17 protein-coding genes are annotated in these 16,097 nt (G+C 48.3%); 12 read left to right on the top strand and 5 right to left on the bottom strand.

Features of this window, described 5'->3' with window-relative positions; genetic code table 11:
* Positions 1–50 precede the first annotated feature (50 nt).
* The 4 genes from AB3N00_RS18735 to AB3N00_RS18720 all read left to right on the top strand — a co-directional run bounded on the left by AB3N00_RS18735 (position 51) and on the right by AB3N00_RS18720 (position 2,370).
* Positions 51–302 (top strand): GNAT family N-acetyltransferase, encoded by a 252-nt coding sequence (locus AB3N00_RS18735; protein WP_413035922.1) that lies wholly within the window; start codon positions 51–53, stop codon positions 300–302.
* A gap of 29 nt (positions 303–331) precedes the next feature.
* Positions 332–811, top strand: coding sequence for a DinB family protein (locus AB3N00_RS18730; RefSeq protein ID WP_413035921.1), 480 nt, complete (start codon positions 332–334; stop codon positions 809–811).
* A 101-nt stretch (positions 812–912) separates the two neighbouring features.
* Positions 913–1,758 (top strand): phosphotransferase family protein, encoded by an 846-nt coding sequence (locus tag AB3N00_RS18725; RefSeq protein WP_413035920.1) that lies wholly within the window; start codon positions 913–915, stop codon positions 1,756–1,758.
* A 264-nt stretch (positions 1,759–2,022) separates the two neighbouring features.
* Positions 2,023–2,370, top strand: coding sequence for a hypothetical protein (locus AB3N00_RS18720; RefSeq protein ID WP_413035919.1), 348 nt, complete (start codon positions 2,023–2,025; stop codon positions 2,368–2,370).
* 156 nt (positions 2,371–2,526) lie between these two features.
* Here the strand turns inward: AB3N00_RS18720 and sdaAA are convergent, their stop codons facing one another.
* The 4 genes from sdaAA to AB3N00_RS18700 all read right to left on the bottom strand — a co-directional run bounded on the left by sdaAA (position 2,527) and on the right by AB3N00_RS18700 (position 6,903).
* Positions 2,527–3,402, bottom strand: coding sequence for an L-serine ammonia-lyase, iron-sulfur-dependent, subunit alpha (sdaAA, locus tag AB3N00_RS18715; protein ID WP_413035918.1), 876 nt, complete (start codon positions 3,400–3,402; stop codon positions 2,527–2,529).
* Between the two features lie 46 nt (positions 3,403–3,448).
* Entirely contained in the window at positions 3,449–4,117 is a 669-nt protein-coding gene (sdaAB, locus tag AB3N00_RS18710) for an L-serine ammonia-lyase, iron-sulfur-dependent subunit beta (RefSeq protein ID WP_413035917.1), read from the bottom strand.
* Between the two features lie 4 nt (positions 4,118–4,121).
* The gene (locus tag AB3N00_RS18705; protein ID WP_413035916.1) at positions 4,122–5,564 is read right to left on the bottom strand and encodes a M20 family metallopeptidase; all 1,443 of its coding nucleotides are present in this window, start codon (positions 5,562–5,564) and stop codon (positions 4,122–4,124) included.
* Between the two features lie 94 nt (positions 5,565–5,658).
* Positions 5,659–6,903 carry an MFS transporter gene (locus AB3N00_RS18700; RefSeq protein WP_413035915.1) on the bottom strand — a complete coding sequence of 415 codons (1,245 nt, stop codon included), beginning with the start codon at positions 6,901–6,903 and terminating at the stop codon, positions 5,659–5,661.
* A 146-nt stretch (positions 6,904–7,049) separates the two neighbouring features.
* Here AB3N00_RS18700 and AB3N00_RS18695 point away from each other — a divergent pair, with 146 nt between their 5' ends.
* Complete coding sequence (locus AB3N00_RS18695) at positions 7,050–9,119, top strand: helix-turn-helix domain-containing protein (RefSeq protein ID WP_413035914.1); 2,070 nt, start codon at positions 7,050–7,052, stop codon at positions 9,117–9,119.
* 257 nt (positions 9,120–9,376) lie between these two features.
* Positions 9,377–10,537: an MFS transporter gene (locus AB3N00_RS18690; protein WP_413036078.1), complete on the top strand. Its 1,161-nt coding sequence runs from the start codon at positions 9,377–9,379 to the stop codon at positions 10,535–10,537.
* A 34-nt stretch (positions 10,538–10,571) separates the two neighbouring features.
* Here AB3N00_RS18690 and AB3N00_RS18685 read toward each other — a convergent pair whose 3' ends face one another.
* Entirely contained in the window at positions 10,572–10,994 is a 423-nt protein-coding gene (locus tag AB3N00_RS18685; RefSeq protein ID WP_413035913.1) for an Lrp/AsnC family transcriptional regulator, read from the bottom strand.
* Positions 10,995–11,178: 184 nt separating this feature from the next.
* On the opposite strand from AB3N00_RS18685, the gene AB3N00_RS18680 reads away from it, so the two are divergent.
* From AB3N00_RS18680 to AB3N00_RS18655, 6 genes are all read left to right on the top strand, one after another.
* Positions 11,179–12,339 carry a serine hydrolase domain-containing protein gene (locus AB3N00_RS18680; protein ID WP_413035912.1) on the top strand — a complete coding sequence of 387 codons (1,161 nt, stop codon included), beginning with the start codon at positions 11,179–11,181 and terminating at the stop codon, positions 12,337–12,339.
* Between the two features lie 89 nt (positions 12,340–12,428).
* Positions 12,429–12,605 carry a hypothetical protein gene (locus tag AB3N00_RS18675; protein ID WP_413035911.1) on the top strand — a complete coding sequence of 59 codons (177 nt, stop codon included), beginning with the start codon at positions 12,429–12,431 and terminating at the stop codon, positions 12,603–12,605.
* 147 nt (positions 12,606–12,752) lie between these two features.
* The gene (locus AB3N00_RS18670; RefSeq protein ID WP_413035910.1) at positions 12,753–13,082 is read left to right on the top strand and encodes a hypothetical protein; all 330 of its coding nucleotides are present in this window, start codon (positions 12,753–12,755) and stop codon (positions 13,080–13,082) included.
* A gap of 126 nt (positions 13,083–13,208) precedes the next feature.
* A complete protein-coding gene (locus AB3N00_RS18665) occupies positions 13,209–14,027 on the top strand; it encodes a purine-nucleoside phosphorylase (RefSeq protein WP_413035909.1) in 819 nt (272 codons plus the stop codon).
* A gap of 246 nt (positions 14,028–14,273) precedes the next feature.
* A complete protein-coding gene (locus tag AB3N00_RS18660) occupies positions 14,274–14,717 on the top strand; it encodes an N-acetyltransferase family protein (RefSeq protein WP_413035908.1) in 444 nt (147 codons plus the stop codon).
* Between the two features lie 162 nt (positions 14,718–14,879).
* On the top strand, positions 14,880–16,097 hold the full coding sequence (locus AB3N00_RS18655; RefSeq protein WP_413035907.1) for an MFS transporter: 1,218 nt from the start codon (positions 14,880–14,882) through the stop codon (positions 16,095–16,097).

Below are 16,097 nucleotides of genomic sequence, written 5' to 3'. Positions count from 1 at the left end.
TCTTTTATCATTTCCATATCATGGGTTATGATAGAAGGCAGTAAAGTGGGATGAGCTTTTGGACATTAGCCTGGTTTGAGAACCAGCAGGGTCAAGGGTATGGGCAAGAAATGATTCATTCACTGACCCACAACCTTTCCGAACTCGGGTACAAGGAAATCAGAATTAACGTAGCGCTCAAAAATTGGCCCGCATTACGATTCTGGATCAAATCCGGTTTTGATCAGATTAGCGGGATCTATGGCGATCTTGAACATTCGGATACCACGTTTGCCAACACAGAATTGATCAAAACACTCTAAACAACGCAACCGAAAAAGGGGGAGTTCAAATGGAAACTTTTTTTCGTTATAACTGGATTGTACGTGAACAATGGTATGCGTGGTGTGAGGATATACCGCTTGAAGAATTGCTTCGGCCCCGTACTGGTGGTGTAGGCAGCATCTTACAGACGTTTTTCCACATCATTGATGTGGAGTGGAGCTGGCTTCAATTACTGCAGGGTAAACCGGATGATCCGGAAGACTTCGAGGATTACAAAAGTTTGGAGGCTGTTCGACAGTATGATCGCAAGCTGCGTCCCGATGTGGAGGCATTTGTTGTAGCTTGGGATGCGAGCATGGAAAAGAAAGCTTACATTCCTCCTGAGTCCAAGGACAAGGTTGCTCAAGAATCGTGGGGAGAAGTGATGCGTCATGTGATTGCTCATGAAATCCACCACATGGGACAACTGTCGGTATGGGCAAGAGAACTGAACAAGAAACCCGTATCTGCCAATGTCATTGGCAAAGGTCTTATTATCCCTGACTAACCATTCGGGTGTGCTAAATAGCTATAAAACGTATCATGGGTCTTCCGCAGCTTAAACATGGAGGGGAAGAAGAACGATGACCATTAACCTTAGCCGAATGGATGGTCCAATTGGATGAACGTGTAAGACGTGTGATGGAACAGTCATATGAGGTCATCCCTTTGTCACCTGGACTGGAAGCGGATGTGATGAGAATTAAGATTGGTGATCAGCAGTATGTATTGAAGGTGTGGAACAAGGATTCGAGACCGAATATCGGCAGCCAATATCAGCTGTTGTCCAAGCTTTATCAGAATGGAATCCGCGTTTCCAGACCTTACGGCTGGGGCATGGATGAGCAGCGGAATCAGGTTTTGCTAACGAGCTATGATGGTACGCCTGTTGCTCAATTAACACCAATCAAGCTGACTCATTTGGCTCAAAGATTAATGGAGGTTCATCGCTATCCGGTGAATGAAGCGGGTGCAGAAAATGATGGAGAATACATATCCAGGTACGATTTTGTTCATTATTTCTTTCCTTCCATTGCGTTGCATGAGGACTTGAACCGCATTGTTACAAACCTCCTTCAGCGCGTCCAGCTTAGGCAGGACTGCTTAATCCATGGCGATTACAATCTGGGCAACATTCTTGAAATGGATGACAACTACACCGTTATCGATTGGACAAATGGACAGCTTGGTGATCCGAGGTACGACATGGCATGGTCTGTTTTTCTCATCACGATTTACAGTGGGGAATGCCATGGGAAGACGTATCAAACCGAATTGAAGCGTTCAGTGAATTATACGCTGGAAGATGAGCAGATTTTTGGAGCATTGGCTTGTCTTCGTTGGATTCTGTTAAGACGCGTTGCCGATGTGCCGATGGGACCAAACGTTATGCAGCGGGTTCGCCGGATTGCTCTCCATAACCCCTATTTGAGTGAGGTTCTATTGCAAACATGACATGATGTCCAAGGAGGTCGATCAAATGGATTCACACATGCAAGTAGATGGGGATATCCTGAAATCGCATGAAGAAGATCCAAAATATCAGAAGAAGAATGCAGTTATCTGTGAGTAGGTCGTTAAAATCATTACTTATATTTTTGGCTGCATTGCTGCTGACCGTACTCTCTATTCAGATGATGGTTTATGAATCCCCAATGAATAGCCTGTCTTAAACAAACGTTTCCTGCATACCTATGGTATAGAGGAGCGTGATAGGTCATGGAACAGAAAGTGCAAACCTATTTTCAACTAAAGCAGCAGCAAAAAGAGATTGAGCAGCAATTGTCTGTACTCAGAGATGAGATTGTTGCGTACTGTGCGGAACAAGGGGTCTACGAGACGCAGGTTGGCGGTTACACGGTGAAAACGGTGCTTCAGCACCGCAAGGAATATGATGATCAGAAGCTGTATGCTTCTCTTCCCGATCCGGATATCTGGAGGCTTTTGTCCAAAGTAGACAACCATAAGCTGAAAAGCCTGATTAAGCTGAATGTTCTATCCGAGGAGCAGATCAGTCCTGCCTGTACGTTGAAACAGGTTACGCTGCTGCAGGTGGACAAACTTTAGCCGTTCTAAATGTCGGCATGCATACCCTCAGAATGTGATAGCTATTCTTTGGTTCGGTTGAACCGGATAAATTAAACAAAACAAAACAAAACAAAACACAGGCATGCATTTACCTTGAGGATTTCGTTCTCCTCGGGTAAATGACATGCCTGATCTTTATTTATGCTGTAAATCCCTTGTGATTTTGCGTCCCGTCGGTGTCTGGGCGAGGCCGCCGCCAGCCGTTTCGCGTAGTGATTCAGGCATGGCCGATCCGACCTCCAGCATGACCTGCACCACCTCATCTGAAGGAATGACGCTCCGGACTCCAGCAAGTGCCATATCTGCTGCTCCCAGAGCTGTAATCGCCCCGAATCCGTTGCGAACAATGCAAGGAATTTCGACCAACCCGGCTACCGGATCACAGATCAATCCAAGGGTGTTCTTCAGCGCAAGTCCAACGGCGTGGATAGCCTGAGAAGGGGACCCGCCCCGGATATCCACCAGCGCCCCGGCTGCCATCCCGATAGCAGAACCCACTTCTGCCTGACAGCCGCCTTCCGCACCAGAGATGAACGAATTGTTGGCAATGACGTAACCAATGGCCCCAGATGCGAACAGGCCATAGACCATCTGTTCATCGGTCCACTCAAACCGCTCCTGGCTGCTGATAAATACCCCGGGAATAATGCCGCAGGAACCCGCTGTCGGTGTAGCGATAATCCGGCCCATCGATGCGTTGACCTCGGACACCGCAAGTGCGTAACTCATCGACAGACTGGCATGATCGCCGAGCAGGGATTGTCCATCTGCATGGTAAGCCATCAATTTACGGGCATCCCCTCCAGTCAGGCCGCTTTTGGAAGTTGTATCGGTGTGAAGGCCTTGGTGCACCGCGCTTTTCATAATTTCGTAATACTCTTGCATTTGGCTGAACACGGCGTCCGTGTCTTCGCCCGATTCGTGACATTGCTCTTCCAACATGAGCTGGCCGAGGGAAAGCTTGCGGGTTTCCGCCAGTTCGGCAAGTTGTTTTAATGTTCGGAAATTCATTGGCGTAAACTCCTTTTTTTGATAAAGCTGAAGTCAGGTATTCAAGCTAAAGACAGAGCAGAGTGACTTCATGGACTTCCGGAAGCACCTCAACCTGCCTGACTACGGCAGGGTCAATCTTGCCGTCACATTCCAGCACCATCATGGCTTCGCCCCGCCGGTTCTTTCGATCCACAGACATGTGTCCAATGTTAATGTGATTATCCACGAGAAGCCGGGTTACGACTGCAATGACACCCGGCTCATCGCTGTGACGAATGATGAGTGTAGGATAGAGCGCCGTCAGCTTCAGGTTGTAGCCGTTGATCCTGACGATTTCAATATTTCCCCCACCGATCGACGTACCTACCATATTCAATGTGCGATTTCCCGCAGCGTTGGTTAATACAATCTCGGCCGTGTTCGGATGCGGGTACAAACCTGTCCCTGGACGGATGAGGGTTTCCATACCGGCAGTGTCAGCGTGGGCAAATGCTTCAGGCAGTCCGGGGTCATCGGTGTCCATATCCAACAGGCCGCCCACAATGGCGGTGTCGGTTCCATGCCCTTTATACGTTGCGGCAAAAGAACCAAACATGATGATCTCCGCATGCGAGGGACATTCCCCGAACAGCTGTCTGGCCGTGCGTCCAATCCGTGCTGCTCCAGCAGTGTGAGAGCTAGAAGGTCCAACCATGGCTGGACCGATAATGGAAAATACGTCTTTGAACCTCACCGTCTTATTCTCCCCGCTTCGGAGGCTGTACATCTGCCGGAACGAGACAGTCGTAGACTTCCCCGCCGAGTCTGTCCAGCAATTCCTGTTGTGCTTCCTTGACGATCTCCGGATGTAAAATGGATTCAATAGCCGTAGCCGCCATCGCTTTGGCTGCAAGCAGCATACCCTTGTGAGCAAAGCTGCTCTTGCCCTGAGCAACGGTTTGCCAAGCGTGAAGCGGCGTACCAAAGGCCATCGTAGTCGTGATACACTGTGCCGTCGGCACGTTCCAGCTGACATCTGCTACATCGGTTGAACCGCCCATGAACGTTTCACGCTCATCCGAATACGGAGCAATAAAGTTAGGCAGTGGTCGTTCAGCCAAAAGAGGCGCAAGCTCAGGACCGACTAACGCGCCGGCTTCCTGCTGGTTCTGGATTGGCAGCGTATCATAGATCGCTTTGGCATAAGCGTATTCTTCCTCTTCATACTCAGGTGCGCCGAAGGCAACGAGATGCTGATGCATTACTTTTTCAAGCGTACTGTTCGGAATCAGGTTGGCGCAGGCGCCTTCATATTTATAGTCCATCGTTGTTTCTGTCATCAGGGCGGCCCCTTCTGCCACTTTCACCAGACGTTCAAACAGACTGCGTACCTGTGCACTCTTGGGAGCTCGAACGAGATAAGTGACCTCGGCCTCCGCTTGTACTACATTGGGGGCCAAACCGCCCGAGTTCGTAATCGCATAATGAATTCTGGCTTGATCAATCATGTGTTCCCGCATATAGTTCGAGCCGATATTCATCAGCTCAACTGCATCGAGAGCACTACGGCCCAGATGAGGAGCCGCAGCAGCATGAGCACTAATGCCTTTGAAGGTAAATGTACCGTGAATGACAGCATTGGAGCTTCCGTGCATCACCGCATTCAAGGAATGAGGGTGCCATGAGAGGGCGGCATCTACGTCTTTAAAATAACCTTCACGAGCCAGATATGTTTTACCATATCCACTTTCCTCGGCGGGACATCCGTAAAAGCGTACCGTTCCTGGAGTCTCCGGATGTTCCTGAAGATAGTCTTTGACCGCCACTGCAGCAGCCAATGCGCCTATGCCGAGCAGATTATGCCCGCATCCGTGGCCGTTTCCACGCGGCTGAACAGGATGATACGTGCTGATTCCAGCTTCCTGACTGAGATCGGCCAGCGCATCGTACTCACCCAGTAAGGCGATGACGGGCAGCCCCGTACCATAAGAAGCGATAAATCCCGTTTCCAAGCCTGCTACCCCACGCTCTATAGTGAAGCCTTCGGATTCCAATAACTCCATAAGTAGTTCTGCTGATTGAAATTCATCGAAACGGGTTTCTGCAAACTCCCAGATTCGGTCACTCGCGTCGGTAAACTTCGCGCTTTTGCCTTCAATGGCTTTCGAAATATATTGGGTTAAATCTACAGTTGTGGTCATAAGTATCCGCACCTCGTATTCGTTAAAATGGTTGTGATTTTGTATACGCCATGGACTGTTGTCGGAGTAACATCATGGAGGTAATCCTCTATGTCTAGACCGCTTTTGCCTGCACCTCAGTCGTATGATCCTGATCCGAATTGGAACGACGGGAGAACATCAGGGTAATGGAGCAGATCAGGGCGAAGGCGATCAGCATGATGAAGGCTGTGGCATAAGATCCCCCGGAGGCTTGAACCAGAAATCCGATCAGCATCGGAGTCAGGAAACCTGCAAGCTGAGCACCTGTGTTAATGAATCCATTGGCTGTCGCGACGACAGATTCGGGCATGGTTTTAAGTGACTTCGAAATGATAAGTGTCGAGATAAATCCGGCCATTGCCGTAACGATCGTCATGTACGTAATGAATGTGGTAATGCTGCCCGCGGAGCCCATCAGATACAGGAACAAGGCCACAAGTACTCCGAACACGGAAGCGATAATTCGATCTTTGCCAGCGGGAATACGGTCAAGCACATAGCCACTGAGAATCATGGTGAAAATGCTGACCATGGCCGGAATGGCGGCGAGCAGTCCCATTTGGGTCATATCCAGTCCCCGGACATTGACCATGTACGTCGGCATCCAGGATTGAAGTCCCCAGTTTACTGCATAAATGCTGAAGTAGCTGATGAACAAATTCCAGATCATAGGCGTCTTCAGGACGACTTTAAGTGACGTTTTGGGTTGTTGGCCCGAGCCCGAGGCCGCAAGTGCAGGTTTCGCGGGTTCTTTTAATAAAAAGAACATCAAGCCTGTGATGAGGATGCCTACCGCACCAATGATATAGAACAGATTGCGCCAGCCAATGGTCACAAGGGCATGTCCGGTAAGAATCGGAGTGACAACCCCCATAATGGCTGCGGATGCCAGCATAATGGACATGGCACCGCTGCGCTGATTAATGGGGAAGTTGGTGGCGATGGCCTTGGAACCGGAAGGGAAGAAGCTGCCTTCTCCGATACCAAACAGGAAACGAACAAAGATAAGAGAGAACAACGACCAGGCAGAGCCGGTCAGAATGGTGAATATGGACCAGGAGAACAGGGAAACGAGTATGACCTTCCGATAACCGAAACGATCGGCGAGTGCTCCGCCTGGGATTTGCATAATGGCATATCCGAGAAAAAAGCTGCTGAGGATGATTCCTTGTGCGGAAGCACTCAGACCCAGATCTTGTGTAATGCCTACAATGGCATAGTTGATGACGAAGCGATCCAGGTTGCCAAGGCACCAGCCGAGAAACAAGAGAGTGAGAACAATGTACTTGAAGTGTTTGCTTTGCACGATATTGGACATTGTGTTACCTTCTTTCTCATCGATTGTTAACTAAATTTCTGTGTTGCTTTAAAGTTACATGATGAAGGGGTTTCAACACAATGTATATCTCTGTATAATTGTCCCTATGATGATGTGAAAACCTACATTGACAGGGGGCGGCTCCGTTGAATGGAATCTTACATGAAATCTTGCGGGAACGCTTAGGGGATTGCGATTACGAGGTGTGGCTCAGCAGCAACTGGGCGGATTGGGTACTGATTGAAGCGATAGGCAGGAGAGAAAGTATACCGCCTTGTTTCATGGAACGTCTTCCTCTTCAACATCCCAAAGTGGAACAGGAATCCGAAGATATTATGTTAGTTTTTCTCCCATATAATAATAATGTATGTGTCGCTATTCGTGTCTTTAGGAGCTGGCAGCTTTCTGCGGAAGATTTAGTTACACTTTCCTCGTTGCTCTATCCTTACTATACGGAGGCTGTGGCGAGCAAACATGAACGTGCTTTGAATGAAATTATGAACAGTATCAGGGATGTGACTCAATTGCTGGATCTGAATGAGTTGTTGGGGAGGATACTGGTAAGTGCGCTATCAGTTATCCCTTATGAATGTATTGGTGTGTTATGGAGGTACGACCCTGCGATCGACGCATTAACGGTCAAGGCAAGAGCAGGGGAGATGGGCGAGGGCATGCTGAGAATGAAGCTGAAGCCGGGTGAAGGGATCATTGGGAACACCTTTAAGCGAGGTACACCCAAGCTCTATAACAGTTTTTCCACAGTGGAAGATGATTTTGGCAACATGACGTCGGACAACAAACATCATCTGAATTCGGCATACGATTTTCAAAATATAGGATCAATCATTTCGGTGCCCATCAAGGTGGAAGGTCAACCGGATTGCGTGTTAATCGTCTATCAAAAAGGGAAAGTACCCATATTTACGGAGTCGGATGTGCGGCTGCTGCAAAGCTTTGCCGATCAGGTTTCGATTGCGATCACGAATGCCAAACTGTACGAAAATCTGAGCAAACAGAACGCGACGCTCATTAAGCGGGACGAGATTCACTCCTCACTTATGCGGCTGTCGCTGCAAAATAAGGGCGCAGTATCCATCGTTAACGAACTGACACGTGTTATTGGTGTACCGATGACTTTTGTGGATTTTATCGATAACGAATGGATTCCGAAGCGGGGCAAAGTCATGCATGGCTGGAATATGGAAAGGCTTCGCACCCTGTACGAATCTTTGCACCATCCGGATTATTTGACATGTATTGAGGGAGAGGACAACCCGTCGTATCAATATTTGTATCCGATCGCTTCAGCCAATCAGTGCCTTGGCTATCTCGTCATCCAGATGAACACGCGGCTGGAACCATTGCAGTTGATTGCGCTGGAGCAGGGAAGTTCCATTCTGGCCCTGGAATTGATGCGCAAGCAGTCCCTTGCCGAATTTTATTTCAAAAAAACACAGCAATACTTCAACGACCTGAGGCTCAGTCAGGATTCGGAGGATTATTGGCAGAAGTCAGGGGAGATCGGAATCGGTCCTTCAACCTCAGTCGTAGTGGGGCTGCTGGAGTTCGCGGAACGGGTCAATCCGTCGACGCTTAGCGCGTTGTCTGTTCAATTGGTAGCGTATCTTAGAGAGAAAATGCCAACAGGAACGCTGCCCATTGCATTCGGCAATGAAAGGAGAATCACGGTACTGCTTATGCTGAACGAGTCGTACAAGCCTGGCAAACTGGAACAACAGTTCAGCGCATTGCTGCCCGAGTGGGAAAGTCGTAATCATGTGAAATTGCTGGGGGGATTAAGTTCAGTACGCTCTGGAGTCGATGCCATTAATACGGGGTACCAGGAAGCAGACAAGGCACTTGCATACCAGAAGACAAGGGGAGAACAGGGAACGATCCGATATACGGACATTGGAGTAAACCGTTTGTTCATCCGGCAACCGGCTGAGGATCTGAATGCGTTTATGGCAGAGGTATTTGAGCCGCTGAGGCCTGCCAAAGGACAGACCGGAGGACTGGAAGAAACACTAATGACGTATATGGCTTGCGGAGGTTCTGCGGTCCAGGCTGCGGCAGCTCTTCATATTCACATCAACACATTGTATCAGCGTATTCGTAAAATCGAAGAGATTCTGGGCATGTCCCTGAGTAATCAGGAGCACCTGCTCCATCTGCAGTTGGCCTGTTATCTACGGCAGACGTATCGTTCAACGTAGAGCGCTATCCAAGATCTTCGATTTCCTCCCGCCCTCTTTAACCATCCAGCGTTTGATGAGTACTGATTAATAGCGTTTACATTAAAATCCGAAGTGAAACACCGAAATAAAATGGATTATCATCCTAAAACGATCGATTTGCCGTTGATTAAGTATGCCAAATGTGGACCCGATTTTATAAGCTTATTGTTGTAGCCCAAAGGCTTTTGGACTACACAAATAAAGGATAAAGGAGAGTCTACGTGAACGCGAACACAATGGCAAAAGAACGTCTTCCCTGGTCGGGTCTGCTGGCTTTGGCTATGGCTGGATTTATATGCATTCTTACCGAAAGCCTACCGGCGGGGCTGCTGCCGCAAATAGCAAAAGATCTGGAGATCAGGGAAGGTTTGGCTGGACAACTCGTCACCTTGTATGCAGTGGGATCTCTCCTGGCAGCGATCCCCTTGACGACAGCTACACGTGGATGGAGACGCAGGCCACTGCTGTTATTATGCATCTTCGGCTTTCTGATTTTTAACACGATTACGGCCGTATCTTCGGTATATGTACTGACCCTTACTGCACGCTTCATGGCCGGGGTATCTGCTGGAGTGTTGTGGGGAATGACCGCGGGTTACGCACGCCGGATGGTTTCAAGCTCGTTAAAGGGAAAAGCGATGGCTGTCGCCATGGTGGGCACACCTTTGGCGCTTTCTCTAGGCGTTCCCTTGGGTACCTTTTTGGGCAATTATGCAGGGTGGCGCCTTATCTTTGGAGCTGTCTCATTATTAACGGTTGCACTTGTATTTTGGGTGCTATGGAAAGTACCTGATTATAAGGGGGAGCCTGCTCGTCATCAGCTTGCGCTTAATCGAATTTTTGTTATGCCGGGGATCCGTTCCATATTGATTGTTGTTCTCGCCTGGGTACTCGCTCATAACATTCTGTACACGTATATTTCACCTTATCTGGGCGAGACCGTGCTGTCCGAACGGGTGGATCTGGTTCTGCTGATCTTCGGACTGACCTCAGTGATCGGTATATGGATTATTGGGCTGCTAATTGATCGTTACATGAGGTTATTGATTCTGATCAGTCTAGTTATATTTGCATTGGCCTCAATGGCAATGGGGGTCTTTATCCATCAACCGACGGTAATCATTATGGGGGTAGTCGCCTGGGGGCTTACATTTGGAGGGGCGGCTACGTTATTGCAGACTGCAATTGCGCAAGCTGGGGGCAAGAGTGCCGATATCGCCCAATCCATGCTGGTGACAGCATGGAATCTGGGAATCGGGGGAGGAGGGATCGTTGGAGCCGTCCTTTTGGACCGGATGGGAGCTCGGTCTCTGCCGATTTCCTTGATTCTGTTGATCGTTATGGCCTTGATTGTCGCCTGGTCTGCCAGAAAACATGGTTTCCCCAAGACGGGCTAAGAACGGAACCTACTATTTATACCACATTCGTTCCTTAAATGAGATTTTTGGTTGCGATAGGTGAAGATATGGCGATGAGGGTAGTGTAGGTACCGAATGGATCGCATCGGTCTCCAAACGCTTCGAGATCAGCAATCGAATCCGTCATGATCTTTAACAGGTAGTTATGCTCTCCGCTCACGCGATGACATTCAACTACTTCCGGTGACGAGCGGCAAAAATCTAGAAAGGCATGACAATCCCGTGTGCGAAAAAGAAGATAGGACGTGCTCGCTTTCCCTATTTTCTGCGGAGAAATGATGGTGCGGTACTCCTCAATTACACCGCATTCTTCCAATCGCTTCACGCGTTCCGTTACGGCGGGTTGAGATAAACCTACCAGCTTGCCGAGTTCCGTCATGGATAATCTTGCCTGGTTTTGCAGATGAAAGAGGATATTGTTATCGATTTGGTCCATGAGATGGCCCCCTTTTAAATTTTAGGGATTTCTGTATAAACACCTTTATATTCATTGTGTATTAATATTCATAACTTAATTGTCTTATGTAATACGGGTGAGATCATTTATATAATAAACGCACTTTCTTTAAATAATCAAGCGGTAGCACATGGAGAGGAAGAGTGAAATGGGAGACAGAGATATGAAGTTTAATGCTGTATCTGTGGATGAAGTGATTCACCGTACGTTGGCAGAAAAAAGAATCGTGGGTTCCGTTGTTCAGATTGCCTGGAAAGGGGAGCTGGTCTATAACAGTGCTGCTGGCCTTGCTGATCGCGAACAGAACATACGAATGCAAGAAAAAGCACTGTTCAGGTATGCTTCTGTAACCAAGCCGATTGTATCTACCGCTGCCATGATATTGATATCCCAAGGGAAATTAAAGCTTGATGATCTGGTATCAAAATGGCTGCCTGAATTTCTTCCCAAACAGCCGAATGGGGAAGTGGCCTCGATGACGGTTCATCATCTGATGACGCACACGGCAGGTTTGACGTATCGTTTTTTCCAGGAAAAAGGGGGGACATACGAACTTGCCGGAGTATCGGATGGAATGGATATCGCTGGCATTACGCTGGAGGAAAATCTGTTGAGGATTGCTTCTGCTCCACTGTTGTATGAGCCCGGGAAGATGTGGAGATATTCGATTGCAACAGATGTGCTCGGTGCAGTCATTGAGAAAGTGACCGGGATGACACTGCGAGAGGCAGTACAACGGCTTGTGACTCATCCACTGGGTATGAAGGACACGGATTTTGTTGCTGTGGATCCGGAGAGAATGACCGCTGCCTATGCGGACAGTTCCAACAGTTCTGGGCAACCTCGCCGCTTGGGTGAGGAGGAACATGTTCCTTTTATTGAAGGAACGGCGGGCTTCCGTCTTGCACCTGAAAGAGTTTTCGATCCATCGGCCTATTTCTCAGGTGGCGCGGGGATGATTGGAAGTGCAGGAGACTTTCTTCTTTTGCTTGAAACGCTGCGTCAAGGTGGGGGTTCCCTTCTTCCGAAAGCACTGGTCACCGATATGACGACCAATCAAATTGGCGATCTTGCCATGCCTTATTGGCCGGGCAGAGGATTTGGCTTGGGATTCACGTTGCTGAAAGATCCGGTAGAGGCGGGTACTTCGGAATCTGCTGGAACGTGGCGTATGGGAGGAACCTATGGTCACTCGTGGTTTGTTGATCCGGCAGAAGAGCTGAGCGTTGTTGCGTTCACGAATACGGCTCTGGAGGGCATGTCGGGCAGGTTTACAACTGAACTGTGCGAGGCTGTCTATGAGGGGATTGGGCGAAAGAGATAACTTACATTATGGATTAAAATGGGAAAATATGATAGGGTGGAGCTGTAGGATAAGTGAGTCTGAATTTGATCGCGAAATGAGATGAGAAGATGGATCGCATACGGAATTACCTGTTTGTTTTTGCGGGCAATTTTGCAGCTGCCTATATGATCTTTCCTGAAAGAACGACTGGCAAATCCGTGCTGTTTGCTGTACTGATGCTGTTGCTAATCGTGGGGATGGATTTCCTGAAAAGCAAAATGGGACATTCGTTGGAGCGGCAGTGAGGCAGCTTGCCATTACATGTTGGTATGAAATCTCTTGTCCGTTTTCAATGAATGAACCCGATTCTCGATAGAGGATCGGGTTTTTGTGTAATGTTGAAGCATGAATGACGCGAAAAATGGTTAAGTCTGAAGGCGGGGGTACTTCATATGATCCGAAAACAATTTAATCAATGGGCCGAGCATCATGCTGAATGTCTGCAATCACTGGGTATCACGACTGAACAGGTGAAGCATGGCGATGTGGATGAACAGCTCGTTCCTGATCCTTCCATCGGATTCGTTCATGAATCTGAGTACGCCATCGGTCAGGTGACTGTTTGGGAATCGAACCAAATGGAGTATGAGGTTGTGAACATCGAGACAGAAGAACTGATTTTATGGAAGTATGTTGAAAAGGTTGACGATGATGAGAACCTCGATTTTGACGGGCTTTTGCAACAATATTTCCGAGTGTTACAATCTGGGCTTAAACCTTAACCGGATAGAGCGGAAGCTGTTCAGAGGAGCTGCATTTCCAGCTTTTATTTACATCATGTCCATTGTTCATTACACTTGAGATATAGTAATTGTATACCTAATACAGATCATCAGGAGGAACCATTTATGCATCAATCCGAACATATTCAGGAAGCCAGAGATTACATATTAAGCCGAATCAACACCAAACCTGCCGTAGGCATGATCCTGGGATCAGGGCTGGGAGCGCTCGCGGACGAGATTGAAAATGCTACCGTTATTCCTTATACAGACATTCCGTATTTCGCTCAATCCGAGGCCATTGGTCATGCAAACGAGCTGGTTATTGGAGAACTGATGGGCAAAACGGTTGTAGCCATGAAGGGACGTCTCCATTATTATGAAGGTTTTACACTGGATGAAGTGACTTTCCCGGTTCGGATCATGAAGGCGCTGGGGGTCGAACAATTAATCATCACGAATGCCTGCGGGGCGATAAATACAAGCTTTGAACCGGGTCAGCTAATGCTTATTACGGATCATATTAATCTGGTAGGCAACAATCCGCTGATGGGACCGAATAACGCTGAACTTGGTGTTCGTTTCCCGGACGTGTCACAGGTATACAACCGCGAGCTGCGCAGCATTGCCCTGAAGGTTGCTGAAGAACAGAATGTCAGCCTCCAGCAAGGGGTATATGCGTGGTGGAGTGGCCCTGCTTACGAGACACCAGCCGAGATTCGCATGATTCGTACCATGGGTGCCGATGCTGTGGGCATGTCCACAGTACCTGAAGCGATTATAGCGATTCATGGCGGCATGAAGGTACTGGGCATTTCCTGTCTGACGAACATGGCTTGTGGCATTTTGGATCAGCCGCTTAGTCATGATGAAGTGATTGAAGTAGCTGCCAAAGTGAAAACAACCTTCATCGGGCTAGTCAAAGGCATCCTGCAAGAGATGTAGGGAAGAGTGGCTTCTCTTTTTCATAGAAACAGTGGAACTAGCATTGTCCGTGACGGAATATATCCGGGTGGACAGTGCTTTTTTTGGATTATAATCATGTGCATAATTATTCCTAAATGGACAGAAACGACCTATAATAAGAGAGGTTCAAGCGGATGGATAATGAAATGATGTAGCCAAGGTTGAGCGGGAATACATACATGAAGAAATAAGTATTTGATTCATTTAAATGGAGGTAGTGCCTCGATGAACCAACTAACGATGCGTCAAGCTGTGCAGGCAGATCAAGAGCGATTGGCGGATTTGCGTGCCCTGGTTCTGTATGATGATCTAACCAGATTGGGAAGGTATGACGAGTTGAAGGTTCGGGAGCGTTTCCGGAATACATTTGATCCGATCTATACGTGGATTATTGAGCTGGAGGGTTCGTCAGTCGGATGTGTGGCGCTGAAGCCTAGGTCAGAGGGTGTTTTGCTGGAACATTTCTACATCCATCCGGATGTTCAGGGCAGGAAGTTGGGAACAAGGGTGCTTGAAATCCTGCTGGGACAGGACGAGGTTAAAGGCAAACGTGTGATTTTGAATGTATTGAAGGGAAGCCCGGCGCAGCGTTTATATGAACGTTTCGGGTTCGTTATGGATCGTGAAGATGAGGTGGATGTGTTCATGTCCGTTCAGGTACCGCAATAATCGACGCTTCGGTTTCGACTTCTCACTTAATTGACAGGCCCATTCATTTAATTCTTGAATGGGTCTATTGAACATTTCTATTATACTTTCCTGCAACAGTATCCTAATATGGATAATAACCTACTTATTTTATAGGAATTATATACTATGGAGAATGCCGAGATGCCGCATTGGAAGCGTAATCTGTATATTCTGTGGTTGGGGCTATTTTTCAATCATATGGCGTACACCTTGTCCGTGCCGTTCTTTCCTTTGTTTCTGCAAAATAATCTCGGAATCCAAAGCGGACTGGAGGTCTGGTCCGGTGTCTCGATCTCGATTAGCTTTCTGATCAGCGGACTGTGCGCACCCTTCTGGGGATCGCTGGCTGACAAATACGGCAGTAAACTGATGCTGATCCGATCAGGTGTCGGGTTGGCCATCGCCCATTCCGCCAACTATTTTGTTCATGATCCTTACACGTTTATTGCGGTTCGGGTCTTCCAGGGACTTATGGCTGGATTCAATCCCGCGTCCATCACCTTGGTTGGCACAAATACGCCGGAGAAGCATGTCGGTTATGCGCTCGGTGTCATCTCCACATCGACTGCTGCAGGCGGAATTCTCGGACCTCTTGCTGGAGGAGTACTGAGCCATTGGATCGGGCTGCGTGGATGTTTCATAGCTTCCGGAATCATAACGCTGCTCTCGGCCCTGCTGGTCCTTGGAGTAAAAGAGTCGCGCATATCCCGTACGATGGATTCCACCAGCATCTTGGGTGATTTGAAGAGAGCGGCTTCCACTCCAGGTTTAATGCGGATCTATGGTTTGATTCTACTCGTCTCGACGTCCGTACTCATTATCGAACCTGTGCTGACGCTATATGTCGTTCAGATCGGGGGAGATGCAAGCCATGCAGCACTTAGTGCAGGTATCGTATTCTCGGCCATCGGTGTGGCAACCGTTATAATGGGACCGAGATGGGGGAAGATTGGCGGCAGGATCGGGTACGAGAAAACGTTGTTTATCGGGCTGATCGGTGGCGGGATTGGCAGTCTTCTGCAGCTGACCGCGTATAATCTCGTTTATTTTGGGAGTCTGCGATTTGTCTATGGTCTGTTCTTTGCTGCAGTCTACCCGGCGCTCAATGCATTAATTATCAAATATGCCGACCATGAGTTTCGGGGAAGGGCCGTTAGTCTGAGTCAGACTGCGAGTCAATTCGGCATTGTACTCGGTCCTTTGATCGGCGGTTTTCTTGGCGGATGGACCGGAATTCCTTTTATTTTTCTACTGACAGGGATTGTACTTCTCGTGGCTGCCTGGGTGGTAAGGGCTAGTGATATGAAGCAAACGAATAAAAGTGATCTGATTACCCACGAAAATATAAGGAGGACATGA

The sequence above is a fragment of the Paenibacillus xylanilyticus genome (assembly GCF_047246825.1).
Classification (GTDB): Bacteria; Bacillota; Bacilli; order Paenibacillales; family Paenibacillaceae; genus Paenibacillus; species Paenibacillus xylanilyticus_B.
The sequence above is the reverse complement of the archived record's forward strand: the minus strand, read 5'-3'. Positions and strand labels throughout refer to the sequence as shown.

Excerpts from the sequence above, each read along its gene's own strand:
- AB3N00_RS18665 (WP_413035909.1), top strand. The coding sequence starts at position 13,209 with ATGCATCAATCCGAACATATTCAGGAAGCCAGAGATTACATATTAAGC.
- AB3N00_RS18660 (WP_413035908.1), top strand. The coding sequence starts at position 14,274 with ATGAACCAACTAACGATGCGTCAAGCTGTGCAGGCAGATCAAGAGCGA.
- AB3N00_RS18680 (WP_413035912.1), top strand. The coding sequence starts at position 11,179 with ATGAAGTTTAATGCTGTATCTGTGGATGAAGTGATTCACCGTACGTTG.
- AB3N00_RS18700 (WP_413035915.1), bottom strand. The coding sequence starts at position 6,903 with ATGTCCAATATCGTGCAAAGCAAACACTTCAAGTACATTGTTCTCACT.
- AB3N00_RS18720 (WP_413035919.1), top strand. The coding sequence starts at position 2,023 with ATGGAACAGAAAGTGCAAACCTATTTTCAACTAAAGCAGCAGCAAAAA.
- AB3N00_RS18685 (WP_413035913.1), bottom strand. The coding sequence starts at position 10,994 with ATGGACCAAATCGATAACAATATCCTCTTTCATCTGCAAAACCAGGCA.
- sdaAA (WP_413035918.1), bottom strand. The coding sequence starts at position 3,402 with ATGAATTTCCGAACATTAAAACAACTTGCCGAACTGGCGGAAACCCGC.
- AB3N00_RS18670 (WP_413035910.1), top strand. The coding sequence starts at position 12,753 with ATGATCCGAAAACAATTTAATCAATGGGCCGAGCATCATGCTGAATGT.
- AB3N00_RS18725 (WP_413035920.1), top strand. The coding sequence starts at position 913 with ATGGTCCAATTGGATGAACGTGTAAGACGTGTGATGGAACAGTCATAT.
- AB3N00_RS18690 (WP_413036078.1), top strand. The coding sequence starts at position 9,377 with ATGGCAAAAGAACGTCTTCCCTGGTCGGGTCTGCTGGCTTTGGCTATG.
- AB3N00_RS18730 (WP_413035921.1), top strand. The coding sequence starts at position 332 with ATGGAAACTTTTTTTCGTTATAACTGGATTGTACGTGAACAATGGTAT.
- AB3N00_RS18675 (WP_413035911.1), top strand. The coding sequence starts at position 12,429 with ATGGATCGCATACGGAATTACCTGTTTGTTTTTGCGGGCAATTTTGCA.
- AB3N00_RS18705 (WP_413035916.1), bottom strand. The coding sequence starts at position 5,564 with ATGACCACAACTGTAGATTTAACCCAATATATTTCGAAAGCCATTGAA.
- AB3N00_RS18655 (WP_413035907.1), top strand. The coding sequence starts at position 14,880 with ATGCCGCATTGGAAGCGTAATCTGTATATTCTGTGGTTGGGGCTATTT.
- AB3N00_RS18735 (WP_413035922.1), top strand. The coding sequence starts at position 51 with ATGAGCTTTTGGACATTAGCCTGGTTTGAGAACCAGCAGGGTCAAGGG.